This window comes from Agrococcus carbonis, from assembly GCF_900104705.1.
GTDB lineage: Bacteria > Actinomycetota > Actinomycetes > Actinomycetales > Microbacteriaceae > Agrococcus > Agrococcus carbonis.
In genome coordinates, this window is sequence record NZ_LT629734.1 from 332,414 (window position 1) to 355,292 (window position 22,879).

At 73.6% G+C, this 22,879-nt stretch carries 19 protein-coding genes, 1 tRNA gene and 1 other RNA gene; 13 read left to right on the forward strand and 8 right to left on the reverse strand.

Going from position 1 to position 22,879, the window contains the following annotated elements:
• Nucleotides 1-39: 39 nt before the first annotated feature.
• Nucleotides 40-1,413, forward strand: a complete 1,374-nt coding sequence (lpdA, locus tag BLT67_RS01620) for a dihydrolipoyl dehydrogenase (protein ID WP_092665299.1) — start codon at nt 40-42, stop codon at nt 1,411-1,413.
• A 23-nt stretch (nt 1,414-1,436) separates the two neighbouring features.
• On the forward strand, nt 1,437-3,380 hold the full coding sequence (gene sucB, locus BLT67_RS01625; protein ID WP_092665302.1) for a 2-oxoglutarate dehydrogenase, E2 component, dihydrolipoamide succinyltransferase: 1,944 nt from the start codon (nt 1,437-1,439) through the stop codon (nt 3,378-3,380).
• An 86-nt stretch (nt 3,381-3,466) separates the two neighbouring features.
• On the opposite strand, the gene BLT67_RS01630 is transcribed toward sucB, so the two are convergent.
• Nucleotides 3,467-4,849, reverse strand: a complete 1,383-nt coding sequence (locus BLT67_RS01630) for a protein kinase family protein (RefSeq protein WP_092665305.1) — start codon at nt 4,847-4,849, stop codon at nt 3,467-3,469.
• A gap of 93 nt (nt 4,850-4,942) precedes the next feature.
• Between BLT67_RS01630 and BLT67_RS01635 the strand changes: the two genes are divergently transcribed.
• Both BLT67_RS01635 and glnA read left to right on the forward strand, forming a co-directional pair.
• Nucleotides 4,943-5,632 (forward strand): DUF4191 domain-containing protein, encoded by a 690-nt coding sequence (locus tag BLT67_RS01635; protein ID WP_092665308.1) that lies wholly within the window; start codon nt 4,943-4,945, stop codon nt 5,630-5,632.
• 95 nt (nt 5,633-5,727) lie between these two features.
• Nucleotides 5,728-7,152, forward strand: a complete 1,425-nt coding sequence (glnA, locus tag BLT67_RS01640) for a type I glutamate--ammonia ligase (protein ID WP_092665311.1) — start codon at nt 5,728-5,730, stop codon at nt 7,150-7,152.
• A 63-nt stretch (nt 7,153-7,215) separates the two neighbouring features.
• Here glnA and BLT67_RS01645 read toward each other — a convergent pair whose 3' ends face one another.
• The gene (locus BLT67_RS01645; RefSeq protein ID WP_092665314.1) at nt 7,216-10,200 is read right to left on the reverse strand and encodes a bifunctional [glutamine synthetase] adenylyltransferase/[glutamine synthetase]-adenylyl-L-tyrosine phosphorylase; all 2,985 of its coding nucleotides are present in this window, start codon (nt 10,198-10,200) and stop codon (nt 7,216-7,218) included.
• Nucleotides 10,201-10,203: 3 nt separating this feature from the next.
• Nucleotides 10,204-11,535 (reverse strand): glutamine synthetase family protein, encoded by a 1,332-nt coding sequence (locus BLT67_RS01650; RefSeq protein ID WP_092665317.1) that lies wholly within the window; start codon nt 11,533-11,535, stop codon nt 10,204-10,206.
• Nucleotides 11,536-11,591: 56 nt separating this feature from the next.
• On the opposite strand from BLT67_RS01650, the gene panB reads away from it, so the two are divergent.
• Together panB and BLT67_RS01660 are read left to right on the forward strand one after the other, a co-directional pair.
• On the forward strand, nt 11,592-12,470 hold the full coding sequence (panB, locus tag BLT67_RS01655; protein WP_092665321.1) for a 3-methyl-2-oxobutanoate hydroxymethyltransferase: 879 nt from the start codon (nt 11,592-11,594) through the stop codon (nt 12,468-12,470).
• Between the two features lie 2 nt (nt 12,471-12,472).
• Nucleotides 12,473-12,997 carry a DUF1697 domain-containing protein gene (locus BLT67_RS01660; protein WP_092665324.1) on the forward strand — a complete coding sequence of 175 codons (525 nt, stop codon included), beginning with the start codon at nt 12,473-12,475 and terminating at the stop codon, nt 12,995-12,997.
• An 18-nt stretch (nt 12,998-13,015) separates the two neighbouring features.
• Here BLT67_RS01660 and BLT67_RS01665 read toward each other — a convergent pair whose 3' ends face one another.
• Nucleotides 13,016-13,231 carry a hypothetical protein gene (locus tag BLT67_RS01665; protein WP_092665327.1) on the reverse strand — a complete coding sequence of 72 codons (216 nt, stop codon included), beginning with the start codon at nt 13,229-13,231 and terminating at the stop codon, nt 13,016-13,018.
• Between the two features lie 50 nt (nt 13,232-13,281).
• Here BLT67_RS01665 and map point away from each other — a divergent pair, with 50 nt between their 5' ends.
• From map to BLT67_RS01690, 5 genes are all read left to right on the forward strand, one after another.
• Nucleotides 13,282-14,151, forward strand: a complete 870-nt coding sequence (gene map, locus BLT67_RS01670) for a type I methionyl aminopeptidase (protein ID WP_092665330.1) — start codon at nt 13,282-13,284, stop codon at nt 14,149-14,151.
• A 54-nt stretch (nt 14,152-14,205) separates the two neighbouring features.
• Nucleotides 14,206-14,961: a polyphosphate--glucose phosphotransferase gene (gene ppgK, locus BLT67_RS01675; RefSeq protein ID WP_407922510.1), complete on the forward strand. Its 756-nt coding sequence runs from the start codon at nt 14,206-14,208 to the stop codon at nt 14,959-14,961.
• Between the two features lie 132 nt (nt 14,962-15,093).
• Nucleotides 15,094-15,879, forward strand: coding sequence for a DeoR/GlpR family DNA-binding transcription regulator (locus tag BLT67_RS01680; protein ID WP_092665334.1), 786 nt, complete (start codon nt 15,094-15,096; stop codon nt 15,877-15,879).
• Nucleotides 15,876-16,874, forward strand: a complete 999-nt coding sequence (locus BLT67_RS01685) for a 1-phosphofructokinase family hexose kinase (protein ID WP_092665337.1) — start codon at nt 15,876-15,878, stop codon at nt 16,872-16,874. The genes BLT67_RS01680 and BLT67_RS01685 overlap by 4 nt, the downstream gene beginning before the upstream one ends.
• Complete coding sequence (locus tag BLT67_RS01690) at nt 16,874-18,883, forward strand: PTS fructose transporter subunit IIABC (RefSeq protein WP_092665340.1); 2,010 nt, start codon at nt 16,874-16,876, stop codon at nt 18,881-18,883. Before BLT67_RS01685 ends, BLT67_RS01690 begins: the two co-directional genes overlap by 1 nt.
• A 126-nt stretch (nt 18,884-19,009) precedes the next feature.
• On the opposite strand, the gene rnpB is transcribed toward BLT67_RS01690, so the two are convergent.
• From rnpB to BLT67_RS01710, 4 genes are all read right to left on the reverse strand, one after another.
• Nucleotides 19,010-19,367: RNase P RNA component class A (gene rnpB / locus BLT67_RS01695), an RNA gene on the reverse strand.
• 29 nt (nt 19,368-19,396) lie between these two features.
• A complete protein-coding gene (locus tag BLT67_RS01700) occupies nt 19,397-20,485 on the reverse strand; it encodes a GNAT family N-acetyltransferase (RefSeq protein WP_092665342.1) in 1,089 nt (362 codons plus the stop codon).
• Between the two features lie 46 nt (nt 20,486-20,531).
• Nucleotides 20,532-21,272: a zinc ribbon domain-containing protein gene (locus BLT67_RS01705; protein ID WP_092665345.1), complete on the reverse strand. Its 741-nt coding sequence runs from the start codon at nt 21,270-21,272 to the stop codon at nt 20,532-20,534.
• Entirely contained in the window at nt 21,263-22,099 is an 837-nt protein-coding gene (locus tag BLT67_RS01710) for a Nif3-like dinuclear metal center hexameric protein (protein ID WP_092665348.1), read from the reverse strand. Before BLT67_RS01710 ends, BLT67_RS01705 begins: the two co-directional genes overlap by 10 nt.
• A gap of 73 nt (nt 22,100-22,172) precedes the next feature.
• Between BLT67_RS01710 and BLT67_RS01715 the strand changes: the two genes are divergently transcribed.
• Nucleotides 22,173-22,245: transfer RNA gene (locus BLT67_RS01715), tRNA-Val, on the forward strand.
• Between the two features lie 63 nt (nt 22,246-22,308).
• A complete protein-coding gene (locus BLT67_RS01720) occupies nt 22,309-22,866 on the forward strand; it encodes a dihydrofolate reductase family protein (protein ID WP_092665351.1) in 558 nt (185 codons plus the stop codon).
• Nucleotides 22,867-22,879 lie beyond the last annotated feature (13 nt).

Here is a 22,879-nt window from a genome sequence, read left to right on the forward strand (position 1 = left end):
CCACCGGTGCGGCGACGAAGACTCATAAGGAGCAAGTGCGTGTCCGATCAGAGCTTTGACATCGTCGTCCTGGGTGGGGGCAGCGCCGGCTACGCCGTCGCGCTGCGGGCCGTCCAGCTCGGCAAGAGCGCCGCCGTCGTCGAGAAGGACAAGCTGGGCGGCACCTGCCTGCACCGCGGCTGCGTGCCGACGAAGGCGATGCTGCACTCGGCCGAGGTCGCCGACGAGGTGCGCGACGCCGGCCACGCCGGCGTGCAGGCCGAGCTCCAGGGCATCGACATCGCGGGCGTCTCGGCGTTCCGCGACGGCATCGTCTCGAAGAAGTTCAAGGGCCTCCAGGGCCTCCTCAAGGCCAAGGGCATCCCGGTCTTCGAGGGCGAGGGCAAGCTCACCTCCCCCACGACCGTCCAGGTCGGCGACCAGACCCTCACGGGCCGAAACATCGTGCTCGCGACCGGCTCGTACGCGAAGACGCTCCCCGGCCTCGAGATCACCGGCAACGTCATCACGAGCGAGCAGGCGCTGCAGCTCGACTGGATCCCGCAGCGCGTCGCGATCCTCGGCGGCGGCGTGATCGGCGTCGAGTTCGCGAGCGTCTGGCGCGCCTTCGGCGCCGAGGTCACGATCATCGAGGGCCTCCCCCACCTCGTCGCGAACGAGGAGGAGTCGGTCTCGAAGCAGTTCGAGCGCGCCTACAAGAAGCGCGGCATCCAGTTCAAGCTCGGCGCCCGCTTCTCGGGCGTCACGCAGGACGAGTCGGGCGTGCACGTCTCCCTCGAGACGGGCGAGACGATCGACGCCGACCTGCTGCTCGTCGCGGTCGGCCGCGGCCCGAACACCGCCGGCGTCGGCTACGAGGAGGTCGGCGTGCAGCTCGACCGCGGCTTCGTGACGGTCGACGACCGCCTGCAGACGTCGGTGCCCGGCGTCTACGCCGTCGGCGACATCACGCCCGGCCTGCAGCTCGCGCACCGCGGCTACCAGCAGGGCATCTTCGTCGCCGAGGAGATCGCGGGCCTGAACCCCCGCAAGGTCGAGGACATCAACATCCCCAAGGTCACCTACAGCGACCCCGAGGTCGCCTCGATCGGCTACTCGGAGGCGAAGGCCAAGGAGCAGTTCGGCGAGGACCGCATCGAGACCTACGAGTACTCGCTCGGCGGCAACGCCAAGAGCGAGATCGTCGGCACGACCGGCTCGGTCAAGGCCGTGCGCGTCAAGGACGGCCCCGTCGTCGGCGTCCACATGATCGGCCGCCGCGTGAGCGAGCTCATCGGCGAGGCGCAGCTCATCGTGAACTGGGAGGCGTACCCCGAGGACGTCTCGCAGCTCATCCACGCCCACCCCACCCAGCACGAGGCGCTCGGCGAGACGATGCTGAAGCTCGCCGGCACGCCCCTCCACGCCATCTGATCACTGCCACAGGAGACCGATCCATGACTGACATCAAGCTCCCCGAGCTCGGCGAGAGCGTCACCGAGGGCACGATCACCCGCTGGCTCAAGGCGGTCGGCGACGAGATCGCCGTCGACGAGCCCATCGTCGAGATCTCGACCGACAAGGTCGACACCGAGGTGCCGTCGCCCATCGCGGGCACGATCACCGAGATCCTCGCCGAGGAGGACGACACCGTCGAGGTCGGCGCCGTCATCGCCCGCGTCGGCGACGCCGGCGAGGCGCCCGCCGAGGAGGCTCCCGCGGAGGAGGCCCCGGCGGAGGAGGCTGCCGAGGCTGCGCAGCAGGCCGAGGAGCCCGCCGCCGAGACCGCGACCGAGGGCACCGACAGCGAGGCCGACCAGGAGGCCGACGAGGAGTCGGCCGCCGAGGCGCAGGAGTCTCCGTCCAAGGAGTCGGAGGAGCAGGCCGCGCCCGCGGAGGCTGCGCAGGAGTCGGCGCCGGCGGCGTCTGGCGGCCAGGACATCACGCTGCCCGAGCTCGGCGAGAGCGTCACCGAGGGCACGATCACCCGCTGGCTCAAGGCGGTCGGCGACGAGATCGCCGTCGACGAGCCCATCGTCGAGATCTCGACCGACAAGGTCGACACCGAGGTGCCGTCGCCCATCGCGGGCACGATCACCGAGATCCTCGCCGAGGAGGACGACACCGTCGAGGTCGGCGCGGTCATCGCCCGCGTCGGCGGCCAGGCGTCGTCGGATGCTCCGGCGGCCGAGGCGCCCGAGGCCGAGCCGGCGAAGACGGACGAGCCCCCGGCCGAGTCGACCGGCTCCGCCGAGGCGCAGGACGCGGCGCCCGCCGAGCAGCCGGAGCCCGCGAAGCCCTCGACCGAGCAGCCCGAGCCGGCGAAGGCCGAGGAGCCGGCCGAGGAGCCGGAGCCTGCCGCCGAGGCGAAGTCCGCGGAGGAGGCGAAGCCCGCCGAGGCCGCGGAGCCCGCTGAGGCACCCAAGGCCGCGCCCGCCGCCCCGGCAGCGCCGGCGAAGCCCGCGCCTCCGGCGCCCGCGGCTCCCGCGGCGCCGGCCGCATCCGGCTCGTCCGCGGCCTACGTCACGCCCATCGTGCGCAAGCTCGCGAACGAGAAGGGCGTCGACCTCGGCTCGCTGCAGGGCACGGGCGTCGGCGGCCGCATCCGCAAGGAGGACGTGCTCGCCGCTGCGGAGGCCGCTCCCGCGGCAGCGCCCGCGGCCGCAGCCGCCGCACCGATCGAGGCCGAGGTCTCGGAGCTGCGCGGCACGACCGCGAAGATGTCGCGCCTGCGCAAGATCGTCGCCACCCGCGCGGTGGAGTCGATGCAGACGCTCGCACAGCTCACGACGGTCGTCGAGGTCGACGTGACGAAGGTCGCGCAGCTGCGCGAGGCGAAGAAGGCCGCGTTCCAGGAGGAGACGGGCAACAAGCTCACCTTCCTGCCGTTCTTCACGCAGGCGGCGGTGCAGGCCCTCAAGTCGCACCCGCTCATCAACGCGACCGACGACGGCGAGACGATCACCTACCCTGCGACCGAGAACCTCGCGATGGCGGTCGACACCGAGCGCGGCCTGCTCACGCCGGTCATCCGCGACGCGAGCTCCAAGAGCATCAAGGAGCTCACGGCCGAGATCGCCGATCTCGCCCAGCGCACGCGCGACAACCAGCTGAAGCCGGACGAGCTCTCGGGCGGCACCTTCACGCTGACCAACACCGGCTCGCGCGGCGCGCTGTTCGACACGCCCGTCGTGTTCCAGCCGCAGCGCGCCATCCTCGGCGTCGGCACGGTCGTGAAGCGTCCCGTGGTGGTGCAGGTCGACGGGCAGGACTCCATCGCGATCCGCTCGATGGTCTTCCTCGCGCTGTCGTACGACCACCGCATCATCGACGGCGCCGACGCCGCCCGCTACCTGGGCCAGGTCAAGGCGCACCTCGAGTCGGGCCAGTTCGAGGTTTGACGCCGAAGGGCTCACGCCTGTGAGCCCGGAGGGGTCAAGGTCGAGGAGGCCGCGGTCCGCAGGGCCGCAGCCGTCGCGAGACCCCTTTAGTCAGACCAGGCGTCGCGCAGCGTCCACCCGGCCTCGGTGCTCATCACGAGCACCGAGGCCGGTGCCGTCTCCGACACCACCCGCAGCAGCCACGCGTCGCCGAGCCGCTGCACGACCTCGAGCCGGCCGTCCGCGGGCATGCGCCACGGCTCGTCGGCCCCGAGCTGCGGGCTGCCCGGCTCGTGCAGCAGCACGAGGCACGCGGCGTCGTCGGCGTCGAGGCACGCCTCCCGCTCCGCGAGCAGCGCGGCGGCCGCTGCGACCGGATCGGCGTCCGGAGTCGCGGAGCCGGCGGCCTCCGCCGACTCGGACGCGGCCTCCCCAGGCGCTACAGCCTCGTCGGGCCCGCCGGCGCCGTCGTGCTGCGCCGGGGCTGTCGCACCGTCCTCGGCTGCCGCGCGGCCGTCCGGAGCCTCCGGCGCACCGGCGCCGCCCCGCTCGTATGCGATCGGTGCGGGGTCCGCGCCGACCGCACCCGCGTCGCCCGGCGATGCGAGCAGGAGCGCGGACACGATCGCCGCCGCGGCCCCGCCGCCCGCGACGGCCCAGAACCGTGGGCGCACTCGCGAGAGCGCCGCGACCGCGGCGGGCACGAGCGGTCCCGCGCGCTCGGCCGAGCGCTCCGCGAGCAGCGCGACCCGGGCCAGCACCCGGTCGAGCCCCGCCGGCCGCTCGCGCCGACGCATCCGGCCCGGCGCCGGGGCCGCAGGGGGTGGCGACGCCGTCTCGAGCGCGAGCGGCAGCGCAGGCCACGCCGCGAGGAGCGCCTCCGCGGCCGCCGCGAGGTCGTGGCGCTCGAGCGCGCCCTCGACCTCGGCCGGGAGCGACTCGCCGCCGGCCTCGAGCACGGCGACGGCGAGGGCACGCCACGAGGCGATGTCGGCCGCGACGCCCGCGCTCTCCTCCCGCCACGCCGGCGTCGGCCGCAGGGTCTCGACGCATGCGCCCGCGGCGACCAGCATCGGCGCCCCGTCGCCGTCGAGCCGCACCTCGTGCGCGTCGCAGCCGCCCGCGCTCGCGCCGATCGCGTGCAGCGCGGCGAGCGCCGACGCGACGGGGGCCAGTGCCGTCACCGCCTCGCCGGGCCGCGGTGCGCGGCGCTGCACGAGCCACGCGGCGAGGTCGTGCGGCACGAGCGGCCGCACGAGCACCGCGCCGCCGTCGGTCGCGACGTCGAGCACGGGCAGCAGGTGCGGGTGCTCGGCGGCGAGCAGCGCCTCGGCCTCTCGCGCGAGCGCGGCGTCCTCACCCGTGAGCGCGCGGTGCAGCTCGACGCCCGCGCTCGACGCATCCGCCCCCACCCACACCTCGCGCCGGTCGTCGCGGCGCAGCGCCCGCACCAGCGGGTAGCCAGCGATCGTCAGCGTCTCGTCGTCCACGCGGCGGATGGTGCCAGCCCCGCCGCGAGCGGCGACGGCCCGCCCGCCGCCGGTGTGGAGAACCGCGGCTCGGCGCCCCGGTATCCTGATGGCATGGCACGCGACAGCGAGAAGGAGCCCGGCAGGCTCAAGACGATGTGGTCCATCTTCCAGATGACCCGCAGGAACGACAAGCTGGCGCTGCCGCTCATGCTGCTCGCGTTCTTCGGGCCGATCATCGTCGTGACGGTGCTCGCGATCGTCTTCCGCCAGGACGTGCTGTTCCTCGTGCTGTGGATCATCTCGGGCGTGCTCATCGGTCTGATGCTCATGATGATGACGCTCACCTGGCGGGCCGAGAAGATCGCGTTCGCGCAGATCGAGGGCCGGCCGGGCGCCGTGGGCGCAGTGCTGAAGAACGGCCTGCGCGGCAACTGGACGACGAGCGAGATGCCCGTGGGCGTCAACCCGCGCACGCAGGACGCCGTGTACCGCGCCGTCGGCAAGCCGGGCGTCGTGCTGATCGCCGAGGGCCCGAAGGAGCGCGTCGCCCGCCTGCTCGGCGAGGAGCAGCGCAAGGTCAAGCGCATCGTGCCGAACGTGCCGGTGCACGTCATCGAGGTCGGTCCCGACTCCGACCTCGAGCTGCGCCGCCTCACGCGCTCGATGCGGCGGCTGAAGAAGACGCTCACGCGCGCCGAGGTCATGGCCGTCGCCAACCGCCTCACCTCGCTCGGCCAGGCGAACCTGCCCATCCCGAAGGGCATCGACCCGCGCCGCGTGCGCCCCGGTCGCCCCCGCTGACGTAACACCGCCGAAACATCGGCGTCACCGACGGGCAACGGCTCCCGCGTAGCGTCGAGGTACGGCACTCGCCCACCCCCAACGCAAGGAGCACCATGTTCAAGGATTCCTCCGAGGTCCTCGCCTACATCAAGGACGAGGGGGTGGCCTTCCTCGACATCCGCTTCACCGACCTGCCGGGCGTGCAGCAGCACTTCAACATCCCCGCCTCGACGGTGGACGAGGAGTTCTTCAGCGTCGGCCAGCTCTTCGACGGCTCGTCGATCCGCGGCTTCGCGAACATCCACGAGTCGGACATGCAGCTCATCCCCGACGTCTCCACGGCGTACATCGACCCGTTCCGCGAGGCGAAGACGCTCGTCATGCTCTTCGACATCTACAACCCGCGCACGGGCGAGATCTACCACCGCGACCCCCGCCAGGTGGCGCACAAGGCCGAGCAGTACCTCGCCTCGACCGGCATCGCCGACACCGCGTTCTTCGCGCCCGAGGCGGAGTTCTACATCTTCGACGACGTGCGCTACGACGTGAAGCCGCAGCAGTCGTTCTTCGCCGTCGACTCGGAGGAGGGCGCCTGGAACTCGGGCCGCGTCGAGGAGGGCGGCAACCTCGGCAACAAGACGCCCTACAAGGGCGGCTACTTCCCCGTCTCCCCCGTCGACAAGCAGGCCGACCTGCGCGACGACATCGTGCTCAAGCTCGAGGCGATCGGCCTCCAGGTCGAGCGCAGCCACCACGAGGTGGGCACCGGCGGCCAGGCCGAGATCAACTACCGCTTCAACACGATGGTCAAGGCGGCCGACGAGATCCTCGCCTTCAAGTACATCGTGAAGAACACGGCCGAGGAGTGGGGCAAGACCGCGACCTTCATGCCGAAGCCGCTCTTCGGCGACAACGGCTCGGGCATGCACACGCACCAGTCGCTGTGGCTCGACGGCAAGCCGCTCTTCTTCGACGAGAACGGCTACGGCAACCTCTCCGACACGGCCCGCTGGTACATCGGCGGCCTGCTCGCCCACGCGCCCGCCGTGCTCGCGTTCACGAACCCGTCGATCAACTCCTACCGCCGCCTCGTGAAGGGCTACGAGGCTCCGATCAACCTCGTCTACTCGGCCGGCAACCGCTCGGCCGCGATCCGCATCCCGATCACGGGCTCGAACCCGAAGGCCAAGCGCATCGAGTTCCGCGCGCCGGACGCCGCGTCGAACCCCTACCTCGCGTTCGCGGCGCAGATGATGGCCGGCCTCGACGGCATCAAGAACCGCATCGAGCCGATGGACCCGATCGACAAGGACCTCTACGAGCTGCCGCCCGAGGAGGCCAAGGGCATCCCGCAGGTGCCGGGCTCGCTCGAGGAGGCGCTCGTCGCGCTCGAGAACGACCACGACTTCCTGCTCGAGGGCAACGTCTTCACGAAGGACCTCATCGACACCTGGATCGCCTACAAGCGGGAGCACGAGATCCTGCCGATGGCGCTGCGTCCGCACCCGTACGAGTTCGAGCTCTACTACGGCGTCTGACGCTCACACGCGGCGGGGCCGGATTCCTTGGGGGGATCCGGCCCCGCTCTCGTGCGCGCAGCGCTACTCGTAGAAGCGGCGGTCGAAGACGCGGCGCGCGCGGCGCGTCGCCGCGAGGTACTGCTCCTCGAGCGCCGCGGCCGAGCCCGCCGGCATGCCGACGAGCCGCGCGACCGCTTCGAGCTCGGCGCGATCCTCGGGCAGCACGTCGATCGAGCGGGCGCGCGCGAGCGCGAGGGCGTTGCGGATGCGGGTGGCGAGCAGCCATGCCTCGCGCAGGATCTCGGCGTCCCGGTCGGAGATGAGATCGGCGCGCGCCGCAGCGGCGAGCGCCTCGAGCGTCGAGGTCGTGCGAAGCCCCGGCTCGTGCCCCGCGTGCCGCAGCTGCAGCAGCTGCACGAGCCACTCGACGTCGCTGAGCGCGCCGTCGCCGAGCTTGAGGTGCCGGCGGCGGTCGGCGCCCTGCGGGAGCCGCTCGGTCTCGACGCGCGCCTTGATGCGTCGCACCTCCCGCACCGACGACGCGGGGAACTCGAGGGGGTAGCGGCGCTCGTCGATCACGGCCATGAGCTCGCCGGCGAGCGCGGCGTCGCCCGCGAACGGCCGGGCGCGCAGCAGCGCCTGCGCCTCCCACGGCTCCGACCAGCGGTCGTAGTAGGCGCGGTAGCTCTCCAGCGTGCGCACGAGCGGACCCTGCCGACCCTCGGGCCGCAGCGCCGCATCCAGCTCGAACGGCAGTGTCGGGTCAGCGAGCGTCTCCTGCACGCGGCGCACGACCACGGTCGCCGCGCCGACGGGATCGTCGCCGCCGCGCGCGACGTGCATGACGTCGATGTCGCTGCCGAAGCCGATCTCGCGGCCGCCCGTGCGGCCCATCGTGATCGTCGCGAGCTCGAGGCCCTGGGGCCGGTGCAGCGTGATCGCCGCGTCGACGAGCGCGGCGGCGATCGCGGTGAGCGCCGCGCCCACCGCCGTCTCGTCGGCGCGCTGCAGCGCGCTCGCCATCGCGACGCGCAGGTGCTCGCGCCGCCGCAGGCCCCGCAGCGCCCGCTGCACCGCGTCGGCGTCGCCCTCGTGCCGCGCGAGCACGGCGGCCGCCTCCTCGCGCAGCGCCTCCTCGGAGCGCGGCCGCAGCTGCTCGTCGCTGCCGAGCCACGACGCGGCCTCGGGGATGCGCTCCATGAGCGTGCCGATGAGGCGCGACGACGACAGCAGCCTGCTGAGGCGCTGCGCCGCGACCGGTGAGTCGCGCAGCATGCGCAGGAACCACGGGCTGTCGCCGAGCGCCTCGCTGAGCCGCCGGAACGCGAGGAGGCCCATGTCGGGGTCGGCGCCGTCGGCGAACCAGCCGAGCAGCACCGGCAGCAGCAGCCGCTGGATCTGCGCGCGGCGCGACACGCCGCCGGTGAGCTCGGCGATGTGCGCGAGCGCGCCCTTCGGGTCGACGTAGCCCGCGGCACGCAACCGCCGCTGCGCCGCCTCGGGCGTGAGGCGCACGTCGTCGCGGTCGAGCGACGCGACCGCGCCGAGCAGCGGCCGGTAGAAGATGCGCTCGTGCAGGCTGCGCACGGCGCGCCGCACCGACTGCCACTGGGCGGTGAGCGCCTCCTCGCCGCCGATGCGCGCGGAGCGCGCGAGCCGCCGCAGCTCGTCGGGCTCGATCGGCATGAGGTGCGTGCGCCGCATGCGCCAGAACTGGATGCGGTGCTCGAGCACGCGCAGGAACCGGTAGTGGTCGCTGAACTCGTCGCGGTCGGCGCGGCCGACGATGCCCCGCGCGGCGAGCGCCTCGAGCGCCTCGAGCGTGCCGCGCTGCCGCAGCGTCGGGTCGTCGGCGCCGTGCACGAGCTGCAGCAGCTGCACCGTGAACTCGATGTCGCGGAGGCCCCCGGGGCCGAGCTTGAGCTGCCGCTCGACCTCGTCGGCCGGGATGTGCTCGGTCACGCGCTCGCGCATCCGCTGCACCGACTCGACGAAGCCGTCGCGGCTCGACGACTCCCACACGAGCGAGCGGATCGCCGCGTCGTAGGCGGCGCCGAGCTCGGCGTCGCCGGCGATCGGCCGCGCCTTGAGCAGCGCCTGGAACTCCCATGTCTTCGCCCACCGCTCGTAGTAGGCGATGTGGGATGCGAGGGTGCGGGTGAGCGCGCCGTCGCGGCCCTCGGGGCGCAGGTTCGCGTCGACCTCCCACAGGGGCGGCGCCGCCTGGAACTGCGCGCACGCCGCGGTCGTCTCGCGCGCGAGCAGCGTCGCGATCTGGGTCGCGCGCGACTCCTCGAGCGGCGAGCCGTCGACGCGGCCCTCGTCGACGCCGTGCACCCAGATGACGTCGACGTCGCTGATGTAGTTGAGCTCCCGGGCGCCGGTCTTGCCCATCCCCATCACGGCGAGCCGCACGCGGTCGGCGTCCTCCCCGAAGCGCTCCCGCGCGGCCGACCGCGCGATCGCGAGGCCCGCCTCGAGCGCCGCGGCCGCGAGGTCGGCGAGCGCGGCGGAGACGACGTCGACCTCGCGCTGGGGCTCCTCGAGCGCGAGGTCCCACGCGACGAGCTCGGCGAGGTGGAGGCGGTAGCGGTCGCGCATCGCCGCGACCGCCGCGTCGCGCGGCAGGGTCGTCGCCCCGCCCTCCGCGGCGACGGCCTCGAGCAGGCTCGACCGGTATGCGTCCGCGGCGCGCGGCGGCTCGGGCCGCGCGACCGCCCGGATGGCCTCGGGGTGCCGCTCGAGGTGCTCGGCGACGCCGAGCGACCCGCCGAGCACGCGCAGCAGCGACGTGCGCGCCGCGTCGTCGCCGAGCGCATCCGCGACCGCCTCGTGCACGTCGCCGCCGAGCGCGTCGCCGCCCTGTGCGTCGCCGCCCGCGGGGCCGCCGTGGGCCCGCAGCAGCCGCACGAGCATCTGCAGCGCCGTGTCGGGATCAGCGGTGCGCGCGCACTCCTCGACGACGCCGGTCAGCGAAGCGGGCAGCTCGTCGAGGCACGCCTCCGCGCGGCTCGGCTCGCGGAACCCCAGCCGGGCCAGGCGCGTGCGCGGCGACGGGACGCGCATCGCTCAGAGCGAGAGCAGGTTCGACTCGAGCTCGACGCGCGTCACCTGGTCGCGGTAGCGGCGCCAGTCCTCGCGCTTGTTGCGCAGGAAGTACGAGAAGACCTGCTCGCCGAGCGTCTCGGCGACGAGCTCCGACTCCTCCATCGCGCGGATCGCGTCGTGCAGGCTCGTCGGCAGCGGCGTGTAGCCGAGCGCCTTCCGCTCGCGGTCCGAGAGCTGCCAGATGTCCTCGACGGCCTCGTCGGGCAGCTCGTAGCCCTCCTCGATGCCCTTGAGGCCCGCGGCGAGCAGCACCGAGAACGCGAGGTAGGGGTTCGCGGCCGAGTCGAGGCCGCGGTACTCCACGCGCGCCGACTGGGCCTTGTTCGGCTTCGAGAGCGGCACGCGCACGAGCGCCGAGCGGTTGTTGTGGCCCCAGCTGACGAAGCTCGGCGCCTCGTCGCCGGCCCACAGCCGCTTGTAGGAGTTGACGAACTGGTTGGTGACCGCCGTGAACTCGGGCGCGTGGTGCAGCAGGCCCGCGACGAACTGGCGGCCGATCTTCGAGAGCTGGTACTTGCCGGCCGGGTCGTGGAAGGCGTTGCGCTCGCCCTCGAAGAGCGACATGTGGGTGTGCATGCCGCTGCCGGGCTGCCCCTCGAAGGGCTTCGGCATGAAGGTCGCGAAGACGCCCTCGGAGATCGCGACCTCCTTGACGATCGTGCGGAAGGTCATGATGTTGTCGGCGGTCGAGAGCGCGTCGGCGTAGCGCAGGTCGATCTCGTTCTGGCCCGGGCCCGCCTCGTGGTGGCTGAACTCGACCGAGATCCCGATGTCCTCGAGCATCCGCACCGACGCGCGGCGGAAGTCATGGGCCGTACCGCCGGGCACGTTGTCGAAGTAGCCGGCACGATCGACGGGCTCGGGGCGCTCGACGTCGGCCGACTTCAGCAGGTAGAACTCGCACTCCGGATGCGTGTAGAAGCTGAAGCCGCGATCGGCGGCCTTCGCGAGCGTGCGCTTGAGCACGTGCCGGGGGTCGGCCGCGGCGGGCTCGCCGTCGGGCGTGAAGATGTCGCAGAACATGCGCGCCGTCGGGTCGACCTCACCGCGCCAGGGCAGCACCTGGAACGTCGACGGGTCGGCCTTCGCGATGACGTCAGCCTCCGAGGAGCGCGAGAGGCCTTCGATCGAGGAGCCGTCGATGCCCATGCCCTCGAGGAACGCACCCTCGACCTCGGCGGGCGCGATCGCGACCGACTTGAGCGAGCCCAGCACATCCGTGAACCACAGCCTGACGAACTTGACGCTGCGCTCCTCGATCGTGCGGAGCACGAAGTCCTGCTGCTTGTCCATGCGGGCCCCTCTCTGCCTTCCCACAGGCTAGTGGGCGCGCGGGTTAGGCTCGGCCCATGGCATTCAGCGAGAGCGCTCAGGTCCCCGGCGACGGCGCGGAGGGCGCGCCCTACGGCGGGGGCGCGAGCGGCGGCCCGAAGCGCGTGCGCACGCGCCACTTCCAGAAGGCGAAGCAGGACGGCGTGAAGATCGTCGGCCTCACGAGCTACGACTTCCTGTCGGCGCAGGTGTTCGACCGCGCGGGCATCGACTTCCTGCTCGTGGGCGACTCCGCGGGCAACACGGTCTTCGGCTACGACACGACGCTGCCGGTGACGGTCGAGGAGCTCATCCCGCTCACGCGCGGCGTCGCCCGCGCGGTGCAGCGGGCGCTCGTGGTCGCCGACCTGCCGTTCGGCTCGTACGAGGTGAACGCGCGCGAGGCCGTGCACACCGCGATCCGCTTCATGAAGGAGACGGGCGCCCACGCGGTGAAGCTGGAGGGCGGCGAGCGCTCGACCGAGCAGATCCGCCACATCGTCGAGGCGGGCATCCCCGTCATGGGCCACGTGGGGTTCACGCCGCAGTCGGAGCACGGGCTCGGCGGCCACGTCATCCAGGGCCGCGGGGAGGCGGGCGCCGAGCAGCTGCTGCGCGACGCGCTGGCGGTGCAGGAGGCTGGCGCCTTCGCGGTCGTGCTCGAGATGGTGCCCTCGGATGCCGCGAAGGCCGTGACCGAGGCGCTCACGATCCCGACGCTCTCGGTCGGCGCCGGCCCGCACTGCGACGGCCAGCTGCTCGTGTGGAGCGACTGGGCGGGCATGACCACGGGCCGCATCCCGCGCTTCGTCAAGCAGTACGCGCAGCTCGCGCAGACGCTCGAGCAGGCCGCGCGCGACTTCCGCAGCGACGTCGAGTCGGGCGTCTACCCCGCCCCCGAGCACGAGTACGAGTAGCCGTGCGGATCGCGCTCCTGCTGCGCGGCGTCAACGTCGGCGGCGTGACGGTGCGCTCCGCCGACCTGCGCGCGCTCCTGGCCGACGCGGGTCTCGATGACGTCGTCACGGTGCTCGCGAGCGGCAACGCCGTCGTGACGGCGACGGATGCGCGGGGCGCTGCCCGGGCGGCCGAGGCCGCGCTCGAGCGGCGCTACGGCAGGCGCATCCGCGTGCTCGGGATCGCGATCGACGACCTCGCCGCGATCGTCGAGGCCTACCCGCACGCCGAGGACGACGCGCACACCCCCTACGTCGTCTTCGCCCTCGAGCCCGGCGTCGCCGCAGCGCTCGCCCGGCTCGAGCAGGGCGACGGCGAGGCGGTCGCGGCCGGCAGCGACCCGCGCGGCCACGGCGTCGTGCACTGGTCGAACCCGAAGGGCACGACGCTCACGAGCGCGTTCGCGAAGGCGCTCGAGCGCACGGCGAAGGACGCCGTCACGACCCGCAACCTGCGCACGCTGCGCAAGGTGCTCGCGGCGGCGTAGGGCGGCAGCCGCCGGGCGCTACGAGCCCGACGCGTCCTTCGACCCCTGCGAGCCCTTGCCCCAGCTGTCCTCGGCAGCGTCCTCCGCGGCCCACGCGCGGGAGCGCTCCTTGATGATCTCGGGGGCGCGAGCCGCCTCCTCGCGCGTCGCGAAGGGTCCGGCCCGGTCGTAGCCGGGCGAGACCATGCCCTCCTCGACGACACCGGTCTCCAGGTTGTACCAGTACTCGGCCATAGGGGCCTCCTCGGGATCTCGCCGCGGAACGGTTGCCTAGGATGGAGCCTATGCCGAAGGACGTGTCAGGTCACCTCATCCCCGGCCGCCTCTCCCCCGAGCGCCGCGTCGACGCATCCATCGCCCGCCCCGAGTACGTCGGGCGGCCCGGCCCCGCGAAGCACGTCGGCGGCGACGTGTACGACGAGGCGACGATCGATCGCATCCGCGCCGCCGGCACGATCGCCGCCGACGCGATCGCCGCGGTCGGCGCCGCGGTGCGGCCGGGCGTCACGACCGACGAGCTCGACGCGATCGGGCACGCGTTCGTCACCGAGCGCGGCGCGTACCCCTCGACGCTCGGCTACCGCGGCTTCCCGAAGTCGGTGTGCTCGAGCGTCAACGAGGTCGTCTGCCACGGCATCCCCGACGACACGGTGCTCGAGGCCGGCGACATCGTCAACATCGACATCACGGCCTTCAAGGACGGCGTGCACGGCGACTCGAACCGCACGTTCGTCGTCGGCGAGACGAGCGAGGAGGTCGCGCTGCTCGTGGAGCGCACCGAGCTCGCGCTGCAGCGCGGCATCAAGGCCGCGATGCCCGGTCGCCGCGTCAACGTCATCGGCCGCGCGATCGAGATGTACGCGAAGCGCTTCGGCTACGGCGTCGTGCGCGACTTCACCGGGCACGGCGTGGGCACGTCGTTCCACTCGGGCCTCATCATCCCCCACTACGACACCGAGCGCTTCGACACGGTGATGGAGCCCGGCATGGTCTTCACGATCGAGCCGATGCTCACCCTCGGCACGCACGAGTGGCAGATGTGGGAGGACGGCTGGACGGTCGTGACGAAGGACCGCTCGATCACGGCGCAGTTCGAGCACACGATCGTCGTGCGCGAGACGGGTGCCGAGATCCTCACGCTGCCCTCGGCCTGACACCCCTGCCCGGCTGACGCCGCGCTCGCGGCGAACCGTGGCAGGATCGTCGCCGTGGTGAAGTCCAGGGACAAGGCGGTCGGGGTCGACATCGGCGGCACGGGCGTGAAGGCGGCGCTCGTCGACGTGCAGCGCGGCGAGCTGCTGAGCGATCGCGTGAAGGTGCCGACGCCGGCGGGCGGCGAGCCCGACGCGATCCGGGATGCGGTGGTCGAGCTCGTCAGCCGCCTCGAGATCGACGACGACACCCCCATCGGCGTGACCTTCCCCGCGATCGTCCGCCGCGGCCGCACGATGAGCGCCGCCAACGTCTCGAAGGCGTGGATCGGGCTCGAGGCGGAGTCGCTCTTCGAGCGGGCGCTCGGGCGCGACATCCACTTCGTCAACGACGCGGATGCGGCGGGCTTCGCCGAGGACCACTACGGCGCCGCGAAGGATGCGGCGGGGCTCGTCATCATGACGACCCTCGGCACCGGGATCGGCGGGGCCCTCATCTACAACGGCGTGCTCATCCCGAACGCCGAGCTCGGCCACCTCGAGCTCGACGGCCACGACGCCGAGAGCCGTGCGTCGAACCGCGTGCGCGAGGCCGAGGGGCTCAGCTGGGAGGCGTGGGCCGCGCGCCTGCAGCGCTACTACAGCCACCTGGAGTTCATCTTCTCGCCCGACCTGTTCGTCGTGGGCGGCGGCGTGTCGAAGTCGGCCGACAAGTTCCTGCCGCTGCTCGAGCTGCAGACGCCGATCGTCCCCGCGATGCTGCGCAACAACGCCGGGATCATCGGAGCCGCGGCGCTCGCGCGCGGCGTCTGACCGCATCCGCTGACGCCCCCGACCGCTGCGCCGGGGCGTCGTTGCGCGCGCATGCACGGGCCGCGCCTGTGATCTTTGTTTCTCTTGTTTCATCTGCGCTTGTGTTGTATCGTCGCCAGCGTGGATGCACCGATGCTCGCCCCCCAGCGCCGAGACGCGATCGCCGCGCGGCTGCGCACCGACGGACGCGTGCTCGTCACCGAGCTCGCCCGAGACTTCCGCATCACCACCGAGACCGTGCGGCGCGACCTCGACGCGCTCGAGGAGGCGGGCGTCGCCCGCCGCGTGCACGGCGGCGCGGTGAGCGCAGGGCGGTCGAGCCTCGTCGAGCCGGCGGTCGCCGAGCGCGCGAGCGCCAACGCCGAGGGCAAGCGCCGCATCGCGCGGCTCGCGTGCGAGCGACTGCTCGCCTCCGGCGCGACGAGCGTGCTGCTCGACGCCGGCACGACGACCGCGGCGCTCGCCGACGAGATCGTCGCGACGTGGCCGGAGGCCGGCGGCCCGCGGCTCGTCGTCGCGACGCACTCCCCCGCCATCGCGCAGGCGCTCGCCGCGCACTCCGCGATCGAGGTGCACGCGATCGGGGGCCGCATCCGCGCCGTCACCGGCGCCGCCGTCGGCGCGCAGACCGTGCTCGCGATCGGCGCGCTGCGGCCCGACCTCGTCATCCTCGGCACGAACGGCCTCGACGCCGCAGGGCTCACGACGCCCGACCCCGACGAGGCGGCCGTGAAGACGGCGATCGTGCGCGCCGGTCGCCGCGTCGCCGTGCTCGCCGACGGCGCGAAGCTCGACGAGGCCTCGCTCGTGCGCTTCGCCGGCCTCGACGCCGTCGACGTGCTGCTGACCGACACCGCGCCGTCGACCGAGCTCGCCGCGGCGCTCGACGCCGCCGGCTGCGAGGTGCACGTCGCATGATCGTCACGCTGACCCTCAACCCCTCGATCGACCGCACGCTCGAGCTCGCGGCTCCTCTCGCGCGCGGCGCCGTGCAGCGCACAGCCGGCGCGACGACCGAGGTCGCCGCCGGCAAGGGCGTCAACGTCGCCCGCGTGCTCGCGGCAGCCGGCGTCGACGCCCACGCGATCGTGCTCGCCGACGCCGACGACCGCTACGCCGCGCTGCTCGCCGCCGACGGCGTCGACGCGACGTGCGTCGCGGTCGGCTCCCCCGTGCGCACGAACATCGCGATCACCGAGCCCGACGGCACCACGACCAAGGTCAACGAGCCGGGCGCCGCGCTCGGCGACGCGGCGATCGCGGCGGTGCTGCGAGCGGTGCGCGAGCGATCCGCCGCCGCCCGCTGGCTCGTCGTCGCGGGGTCGCTGCCCGCCGGCACCGCACCGGGTCTCGTCGCCGACATCGTGCGCGTCGCGCGCGAGGCCGCCCCGGGCATCCGCATCGCTGTCGACACCTCGGGCGCGCCCCTCGCCGCGGCGGTCTCGGCCGGCGGCGTCGACCTCGTCAAGCCCAACGACGAGGAGCTCGAAGAGCTGCTCGGCCTCGCGCACGGCGCGATCGCGTCGCCTGCGGACGCCGCCGCCGCAGCGGAGGCCCTCGTCGGCCGCGGCGTCGGCGCCGTGCTGCTCACCCTCGGCGGCGACGGCGCGATCCTCGCCGACCGCTCCGGCACGCTGCGCGCGGAGGCGCCGCCCACCGTCGTGCGCTCGACCGTCGGCGCCGGCGACGCGAGCCTCGCCGGCTGGCTCATCGCCGAGGCGCGCGGCGACGACACGTCCGGTCGCCTCGCGCAGGCCGTCGCGCACGGCTCCGCGGCTGCGGCGATGTCCGGCACTGGCTTCCCGACCCCCGCCGATGCCGACGCCGAGCGCGTCCGCATCCTCCCCCGACCCGCGCCGGCCACGGCCGACTCCCCCCTCGCGGCCGCGGCCGCCGAACCCCAGGAGCACTGATGCCCCAGATCCTCACGTCCGACCTCGTGCTGCTCGACGCCGACCTCGGACCCGTTAAGGAGAGCGTCATCCGCGCGCTCGCCGCGCGCGCGGCCGACACCCCGCGCGTCGCCGACGCCGACGGTCTCGCCGACGCGGTGCTCGCCCGCGAGGCGCTCACCCCGACGGGCATGGGCGCCGGCATCGCCATCCCCCACTGCAAGTCGTCGGCCGTGCTCGAGCCGACCCTCGGCTTCGCGCGGCTGCGCCCCGCCGTCGACTTCGGCGCCGGCGACGGTCCCGCCGACCTCGTCTTCATGATCATGGCGCCCGAGGGCGCCGCCGAGACCCACCTCGCCGTGCTCTCGCGGCTCGCCGGCTCGCTCATCGACGAGGAGTTCACGAGCGCGCTGCGCGCGGCCGCCTCGCCGCAGGAGGTCGTCGCGCTCGTCGAGCGCGCGGTCGCCGACGAGGAGGAGCCCGAGGAGCCGGCCGCGGCCGCCGAGGGACGGCGCGGCATCGTCGCGATCACCGCGTGCCCGACCGGGATCGCGCACACCTACATGGCGGCGGATGCGCTCAAGGCGGCCGCCGAGCGCGCGGGCGTGCGCATCGCCGTCGAGACGCAGGGCTCGAGCGGCACGAAGCGGCTCGAGCCGGCGACGATCGCCGATGCCGACGCCGTGGTCTTCGCCGTCGACGTCGACGTGCGCGACCGCTCGCGCTTCGCCGGCAAGCCGTTCGTGCAGGTGCCGGTCAAGCGCGGCATCGACGCGCCCGACGAGCTCATCGCCGAGGCCCTGCGCATCGCCGACGACCCCGCCGGGGCACGCGTCGCGGGCGGTTCGGGCGCCGATGAGGCGCAGCCGCAGGCGTCCTCGCGCTCGATCGGCGGCACGGTGAAGCGCTCGCTGCTCACGGGCGTGAGCTACATGATCCCGTTCGTCGCTGGCGGCGGCCTCCTGCTCGCCCTCGGCTTCCTGCTGGGCGGCTTCGAGATCGCGTTCGCCGCCGAGGGCACGTCGCTCTCGACCGCGCAGGACGTCGCGCTCTCGACGACGCTGTGGAACCTCCCGCCGGAGGGCCTCCTCTACTACCTCGGCTGCGTCGCGTTCGCGATCGGTCAGGCGTCGATGGGCTTCCTCGTGCCGGCGCTCGCGGGCTACATCGCCTTCGGCATCGCCGACCGGCCGGGCATCGCACCCGGCTTCGTCGCCGGCTCCGTCGCGGGCCTCATGGGCGCCGGCTTCCTGGGCGGCATCGTGGGCGGCCTGCTCGCGGGCGTCGCCGCGTGGTGGATCGGGTCGTGGCGCGTGCCGGTGTGGATGCGGGGGCTCATGCCCGTCGTCGTCATCCCCCTGCTCGCCTCGATCTTCGCCTCGGGCCTCATGGTGATGCTGCTCGGCGGGCCGATCGCGGCGCTGTCCGAGGCGCTCTACGGGTTCCTCGGCGGCCTGACCGGCACCGGGGCGATCCTGCTCGGCCTGCTGCTCGGCACGATGATGGCCTTCGACCTGGGCGGCCCCATCAACAAGGTCGCCTACGGCTTCGCCGTCGCAGGCCTCGCCGAGGGGTCGCCCGAGAACCCAGCGCCGTGGATGATCATGGCCGCCGTGATGGCGGCGGGCATGGTCCCGCCGCTCGGCATGGCCCTCGCGACCGTCATCGACCGCAGGCTCTTCTCGCTCGCCGAGCGGGAGAACGGCAAGGCCGCATGGCTGCTCGGCGCCTCGTTCATCTCCGAGGGCGCGATCCCGTTCGCCGCGGCCGATCCGCTGCGCGTCATCCCGGCCTCGATCCTCGGCGCCGCGACGACCGGGGCGATCTCGATGGCGGCGGGCGTCACGAGCCAGGCGCCGCACGGCGGCATCTTCGTCTTCTTCGCGATCGGCAACCTGCTGATGTTCGTCGTCGCGATCGTCGTCGGCGCGATCATCACCGCGCTCGCGGTCGTCGCGCTCAAGCGGTGGGCCCGGCGCGCGCCGCAGCCGGTGGCGGAGGAGTCGCAGCCGGTCGCGGTGGCGGCCTGACTGAGCGGGCAGACGCCTCGAGGGGACGCTGTGCGCAGGTGCAGCGGTTCCCGACGCCCGGGACGCGCGTCGGCGCTGGCGTCGCGGCGGAGGCCCGAAAGGGCCTCCGCCCTGAGCTCCAGCGGGCGAATCGGCCGGCCGATACGCCGGGTTCTGTCGTGGACGGTCATCTCTCTACGACGCACGTCGCCGTGCGCCTCTAGCGACCTACCCGCGGATGGGACGAGCAGCCCCGTGATCCGCTGTCTGGTCTTGCTCCGGGCGAGGTTTGCCTAGCCGCGACGCTCACGCGCCGCGCTGGTGGGCTCTTGCCCCACCGTTTCACTCCTGGCCGGCCGGGTCGCCCCGACCGGTGGACCTGCTCTCTGTTGCACTTGCTCGCGGGTTGCCCCGGGTGGACGTTATCCACCGCCCTGCTCTGCGGAGCCCGGACGTTCCTCGGCACGCATCCGAAGATGCGCGACGCGACCGCCTGGCCGACCGATTCGCAGGACCAGGATAGCGGGGCGCTCGTCACCGCGTCAGCGACTTCCGGTAGTAGGCGGTCGCGTGCAGCGGCCGGCCGCCGAAGCGCGAGAACTGCCGCGCCGATCCGGGGTTCTGCCGCCCGACCGGCGTCGACCGCAGCCTGCGGCAGCCGATGTCGGCGAGGTTCGCGTGCAGCCGGCGGCTCAGGAGCGTCACGATGCCCTTGCCCTGCGCTTCCGGCCGCGCGCCCTGGATGACGAGCACCGCATCCGACCGCAGCTCGCGCCGGTGCGCGAGCAGCCGCCACCGCTCTCGCGGGCCGAAGCGGCCGCCGGATGCCTGGAGCATCGGCGCGGCATCGAGCACGGCGAGCACGAACGCGAGCGGCACGTCCTCCTCGTCGCGCGCGATGAGGAAGAGCCCCGGCTCGTGCAGCAGCCAGAACCCCGAGAACTGCGCGTGCAGCTCGGCCGCCGTGAACGGCGTGAAGTACGGCAGCTGCGCGAACGAGTCGTTGAGGAGCGGCAGCAGCGCCCGCAGCCCGCGGCCGAGGCCGGCGCGCGTGACCTCGTCGATGCGGATGCCCGCCGCGTCGAGCTCCGCGACGCTCGGACCGTCCTCGTCGACGACGTCGACCACCCACGTGTCGCCCTCGTACCAGCGCTCCATGCCGCGCGCCTCGAGCACCTCGGGCACCCACTCGGGGTTCCACGCGGCGTCGAGGAACCCGCGCTCCTCGAAGCCCGCGGTGATCACCCCGCCCGACTGGTTGGGCAGCAGCTGCGCCGGCCCGAAGACCTCGGTCGCGCCCGCGGCGAGCGCTCGGCGCTCGATGTCGTCGAGCAAGGCGTCGAGCACGGCCGCGTCGCGCGCCTCGAGCGCGCCGAAGACGAGCGCCCGGCTGCCGAGCCGGGCGTCGAGGCGGTCGTCGCGGTGCACGATCGCGCGCCCCACGGGGTGGGCGCCGGTGCGCGCGAGCAGCAGCGTCACGGGGTGCGGATGCGGGGTCGTGCCGCGGTGCCATGCCCGCACGGTGCGCTCGAGGACCGGCACTGCGCGGCCGCCGTGCGTCTCCCGCCCGAGCCGCAGGAACTCGTCGAGGCCCGCCTCGTCGGCGACCTCGACGACCTCCATGGCGCACCTCCCACGCCGATCGTACGTCGCGCGTCGCGCGCGCGGGTCAGATCCCGCTCTCCTCCGTGCGCACGAGGATCGCCGAGGAGTTGGGGTCGAGCAGCACGTCGTCCTCCGGCGCCTGCCGGATCTCGTAGAGCTCGGCGGCCGTCAGCTCGACGCCCGACGCGACGGAGGTGCGGCGCTGCAGCAGCGTCGCACCGATGCCGTAGCGCTCGCGCTGCCGCTCGTAGAGGGCGAGGAGATCGGTCGGCACGGGCGCCGCGAGCCGCTCGCGCTCGCTGCGGGCCTGCTCGAGCTCGGCCGCGATCCCCGCGGCCTCCGCATCGCGCTCGGCGGCGAGCCGCTCGCGCTCCGCGCGAGCCGCGCCGGCGCGCTCCCGCGCCGCGGCGAGCGCCGCCTCCGCGTCCTCCTGGCGCTGCATCGCCTCGAGCTCGAGATCCTCGAGCTCGCCCCGCCTCCGCTCGAGCGTGCCGATCTCGTGCTCGGTCGCGGTCGCCGTCTTGGGATCGGTGATGAGCGGCAGCCGCTCGTGGTTGCGCTTGAGCCTGGCCTCGACCGTCTGCACGTCGTTCTCGATGCGGCCGACCTCAGCGGCGATGTCGTCGTGCTCGCCGAGCCGTTCGAGCACCTCGCGGTCGAGCTGCACGAGCTCAGTGTCGAGCTGCTCGATGCGCGGCGTCTGCGGCAGCGCCCGCGCCTTGGCCTGCAGCCGCACGATGCGGGTGTCGGCCTCCTGCAGCGTCAGCAGCTGCCGCTGGTCGTGGTTGCTCGCCTTCAGTGCCATGCCTGCTCCTCCTGCGGGACCGCGAAGTCCCATGGGTCCGTCCGGATCTCGCTCACGACGACGTCGACACCCGGCAGCGCGGTGCGCAGCTGCTCGGCCGCCGGCCGCAGCCACAGCGATTCGCTCGCCCAGTGCGAGATGTCGATGAGCGCCGGCCCCTCGCCCGCCGCGTGCCGCTCGCGCGCGTCGGAGGCGGGGTGGTGGCGCAGGTCGCTCGTGATGTAGACGTCGGCGCCGAGCACCGCGGGCTCGCGCAGCAGCGAGTCGCCCGCGCCGCCGCAGATCGCGATGCGCCGCACTGCGCGATCCGCATCGCCCGCGGCGCGGAGGCCGCCCGCGACCGCGGGGACGAGACCCGCGAGCCGGCGCACGAGCTCGCCGAGCGGGACCGGCTCCGGGAGCGTGCCCACGCGGCCGAGGCCCTTCGCGGGGTCGACGCGGTTCTCGACGATCGGGACGACGCGCTCGAGGCCGAGCATCGATGCGAGCTCACCGCTCGTGCCGCGATCGACCGCGTCGGCGTTCGTGTGGGCGGCCAGCAGCGCGACGCGCTCGCGCACGAGGCGCGTGATGATGCGGCCCGCCGGGGTCGTCGCGGCGACGCTCGTCGCGCCGCGCAGCAGCAGCGGGTGGTGCACGAGCAGCAGGTCGGCGCCGCGCTCGACCGCCTCCGCGGCGGTCGCCGTCACCGCGTCCACGGCGAGCAGGATGCGCTCGACCGGATCGGCCGGATCCCCCGCGACGAGCCCGACGGCGTCCCACTCCTCAGCGGTGGCGGCGGGCCAGAGCGACTCCACCGCACGCTGCACATCGGCGACGCTCGTCATGGCCCCATCCTAGGGATGCCGTGCCGGGCGGATGCGCGGGCCCGGCGCGCGCGGGTGGCAGGATGGCACCCGGGGGCGGTTGGCGCAGCTGGTAGCGCACTTCGCTTACACCGAAGGGGTCGCCGGTTCGAGCCCGGCACCGCCCACCGTGACGCTCCCGCGCGGCCGTGCGCCTGGCCGCTGCCGTGCTCCGGGTCTACGCTCCCGACATGGGGCTGCTGACCTTCGGCATCAACGTCACCCTCGACGGATGCATCGATCATCGTGAGGGCATCGCCGACGACGAGACGCACGCCTTCTTCTCGGCGCTCATGGACGGCGCAGGCGCCATGCTGTGGGGCCGCGTCACCTACGAGATGATGGAGGAGGCCTGGCCGCCCATCGCGCGCGGCGAGGTCGACGCGACGCCGGCGATGGTCGCGTGGGCCCGCAAGCTCGAGGCGAAGCCCAAGCACGTCGTGTCGGCGACCCGCACGAGCTTCCCGTGGACCAACAGCCATCGGATCGCCGGCGACCTGCGCACGGGCGTCCAGGCGCTCAAGGACGCGACCCCCGACGGCGTGCTGCTCGGCAGCGGCCGGCTCGCGACCGAGCTCGACCGACTCGGGCTCATCGACGAGTACGTCCTCCTCGTCCACCCGCGCATCGTCGGGCACGGACCCACCCTCTTCGCCGACGGGCTGCCGAGCACGCGGCGGCTCGCGCTGCGCTCGGCGGAGCCGCTTCGCAACGGCGTGATCGTCACGCGCTACCGCCGCGCCGGCTGACGGGCGCGGGGAG

Bases quoted from the DNA above. Each gene is read 5' to 3' on its own strand.
- BLT67_RS01685 (WP_092665337.1), top strand. From the start codon at position 15,876: ATGATCGTCACGCTGACCCTCAACCCCTCGATCGACCGCACGCTCGAG.
- glnA (WP_092665311.1), top strand. From the start codon at position 5,728: ATGTTCAAGGATTCCTCCGAGGTCCTCGCCTACATCAAGGACGAGGGG.
- BLT67_RS01645 (WP_092665314.1), bottom strand. From the start codon at position 10,200: ATGCGCGTCCCGTCGCCGCGCACGCGCCTGGCCCGGCTGGGGTTCCGC.
- panB (WP_092665321.1), top strand. From the start codon at position 11,592: ATGGCATTCAGCGAGAGCGCTCAGGTCCCCGGCGACGGCGCGGAGGGC.
- BLT67_RS01705 (WP_092665345.1), bottom strand. From the start codon at position 21,272: ATGGCACTGAAGGCGAGCAACCACGACCAGCGGCAGCTGCTGACGCTG.
- sucB (WP_092665302.1), top strand. From the start codon at position 1,437: ATGACTGACATCAAGCTCCCCGAGCTCGGCGAGAGCGTCACCGAGGGC.
- BLT67_RS01650 (WP_092665317.1), bottom strand. From the start codon at position 11,535: ATGGACAAGCAGCAGGACTTCGTGCTCCGCACGATCGAGGAGCGCAGC.
- map (WP_092665330.1), top strand. From the start codon at position 13,282: ATGCCGAAGGACGTGTCAGGTCACCTCATCCCCGGCCGCCTCTCCCCC.
- BLT67_RS01635 (WP_092665308.1), top strand. From the start codon at position 4,943: ATGGCACGCGACAGCGAGAAGGAGCCCGGCAGGCTCAAGACGATGTGG.
- BLT67_RS01665 (WP_092665327.1), bottom strand. From the start codon at position 13,231: ATGGCCGAGTACTGGTACAACCTGGAGACCGGTGTCGTCGAGGAGGGC.
- BLT67_RS01710 (WP_092665348.1), bottom strand. From the start codon at position 22,099: ATGACGAGCGTCGCCGATGTGCAGCGTGCGGTGGAGTCGCTCTGGCCC.
- BLT67_RS01720 (WP_092665351.1), top strand. From the start codon at position 22,309: ATGGGGCTGCTGACCTTCGGCATCAACGTCACCCTCGACGGATGCATC.
- BLT67_RS01700 (WP_092665342.1), bottom strand. From the start codon at position 20,485: ATGGAGGTCGTCGAGGTCGCCGACGAGGCGGGCCTCGACGAGTTCCTG.
- BLT67_RS01680 (WP_092665334.1), top strand. From the start codon at position 15,094: ATGCTCGCCCCCCAGCGCCGAGACGCGATCGCCGCGCGGCTGCGCACC.
- BLT67_RS01690 (WP_092665340.1), top strand. From the start codon at position 16,874: ATGCCCCAGATCCTCACGTCCGACCTCGTGCTGCTCGACGCCGACCTC.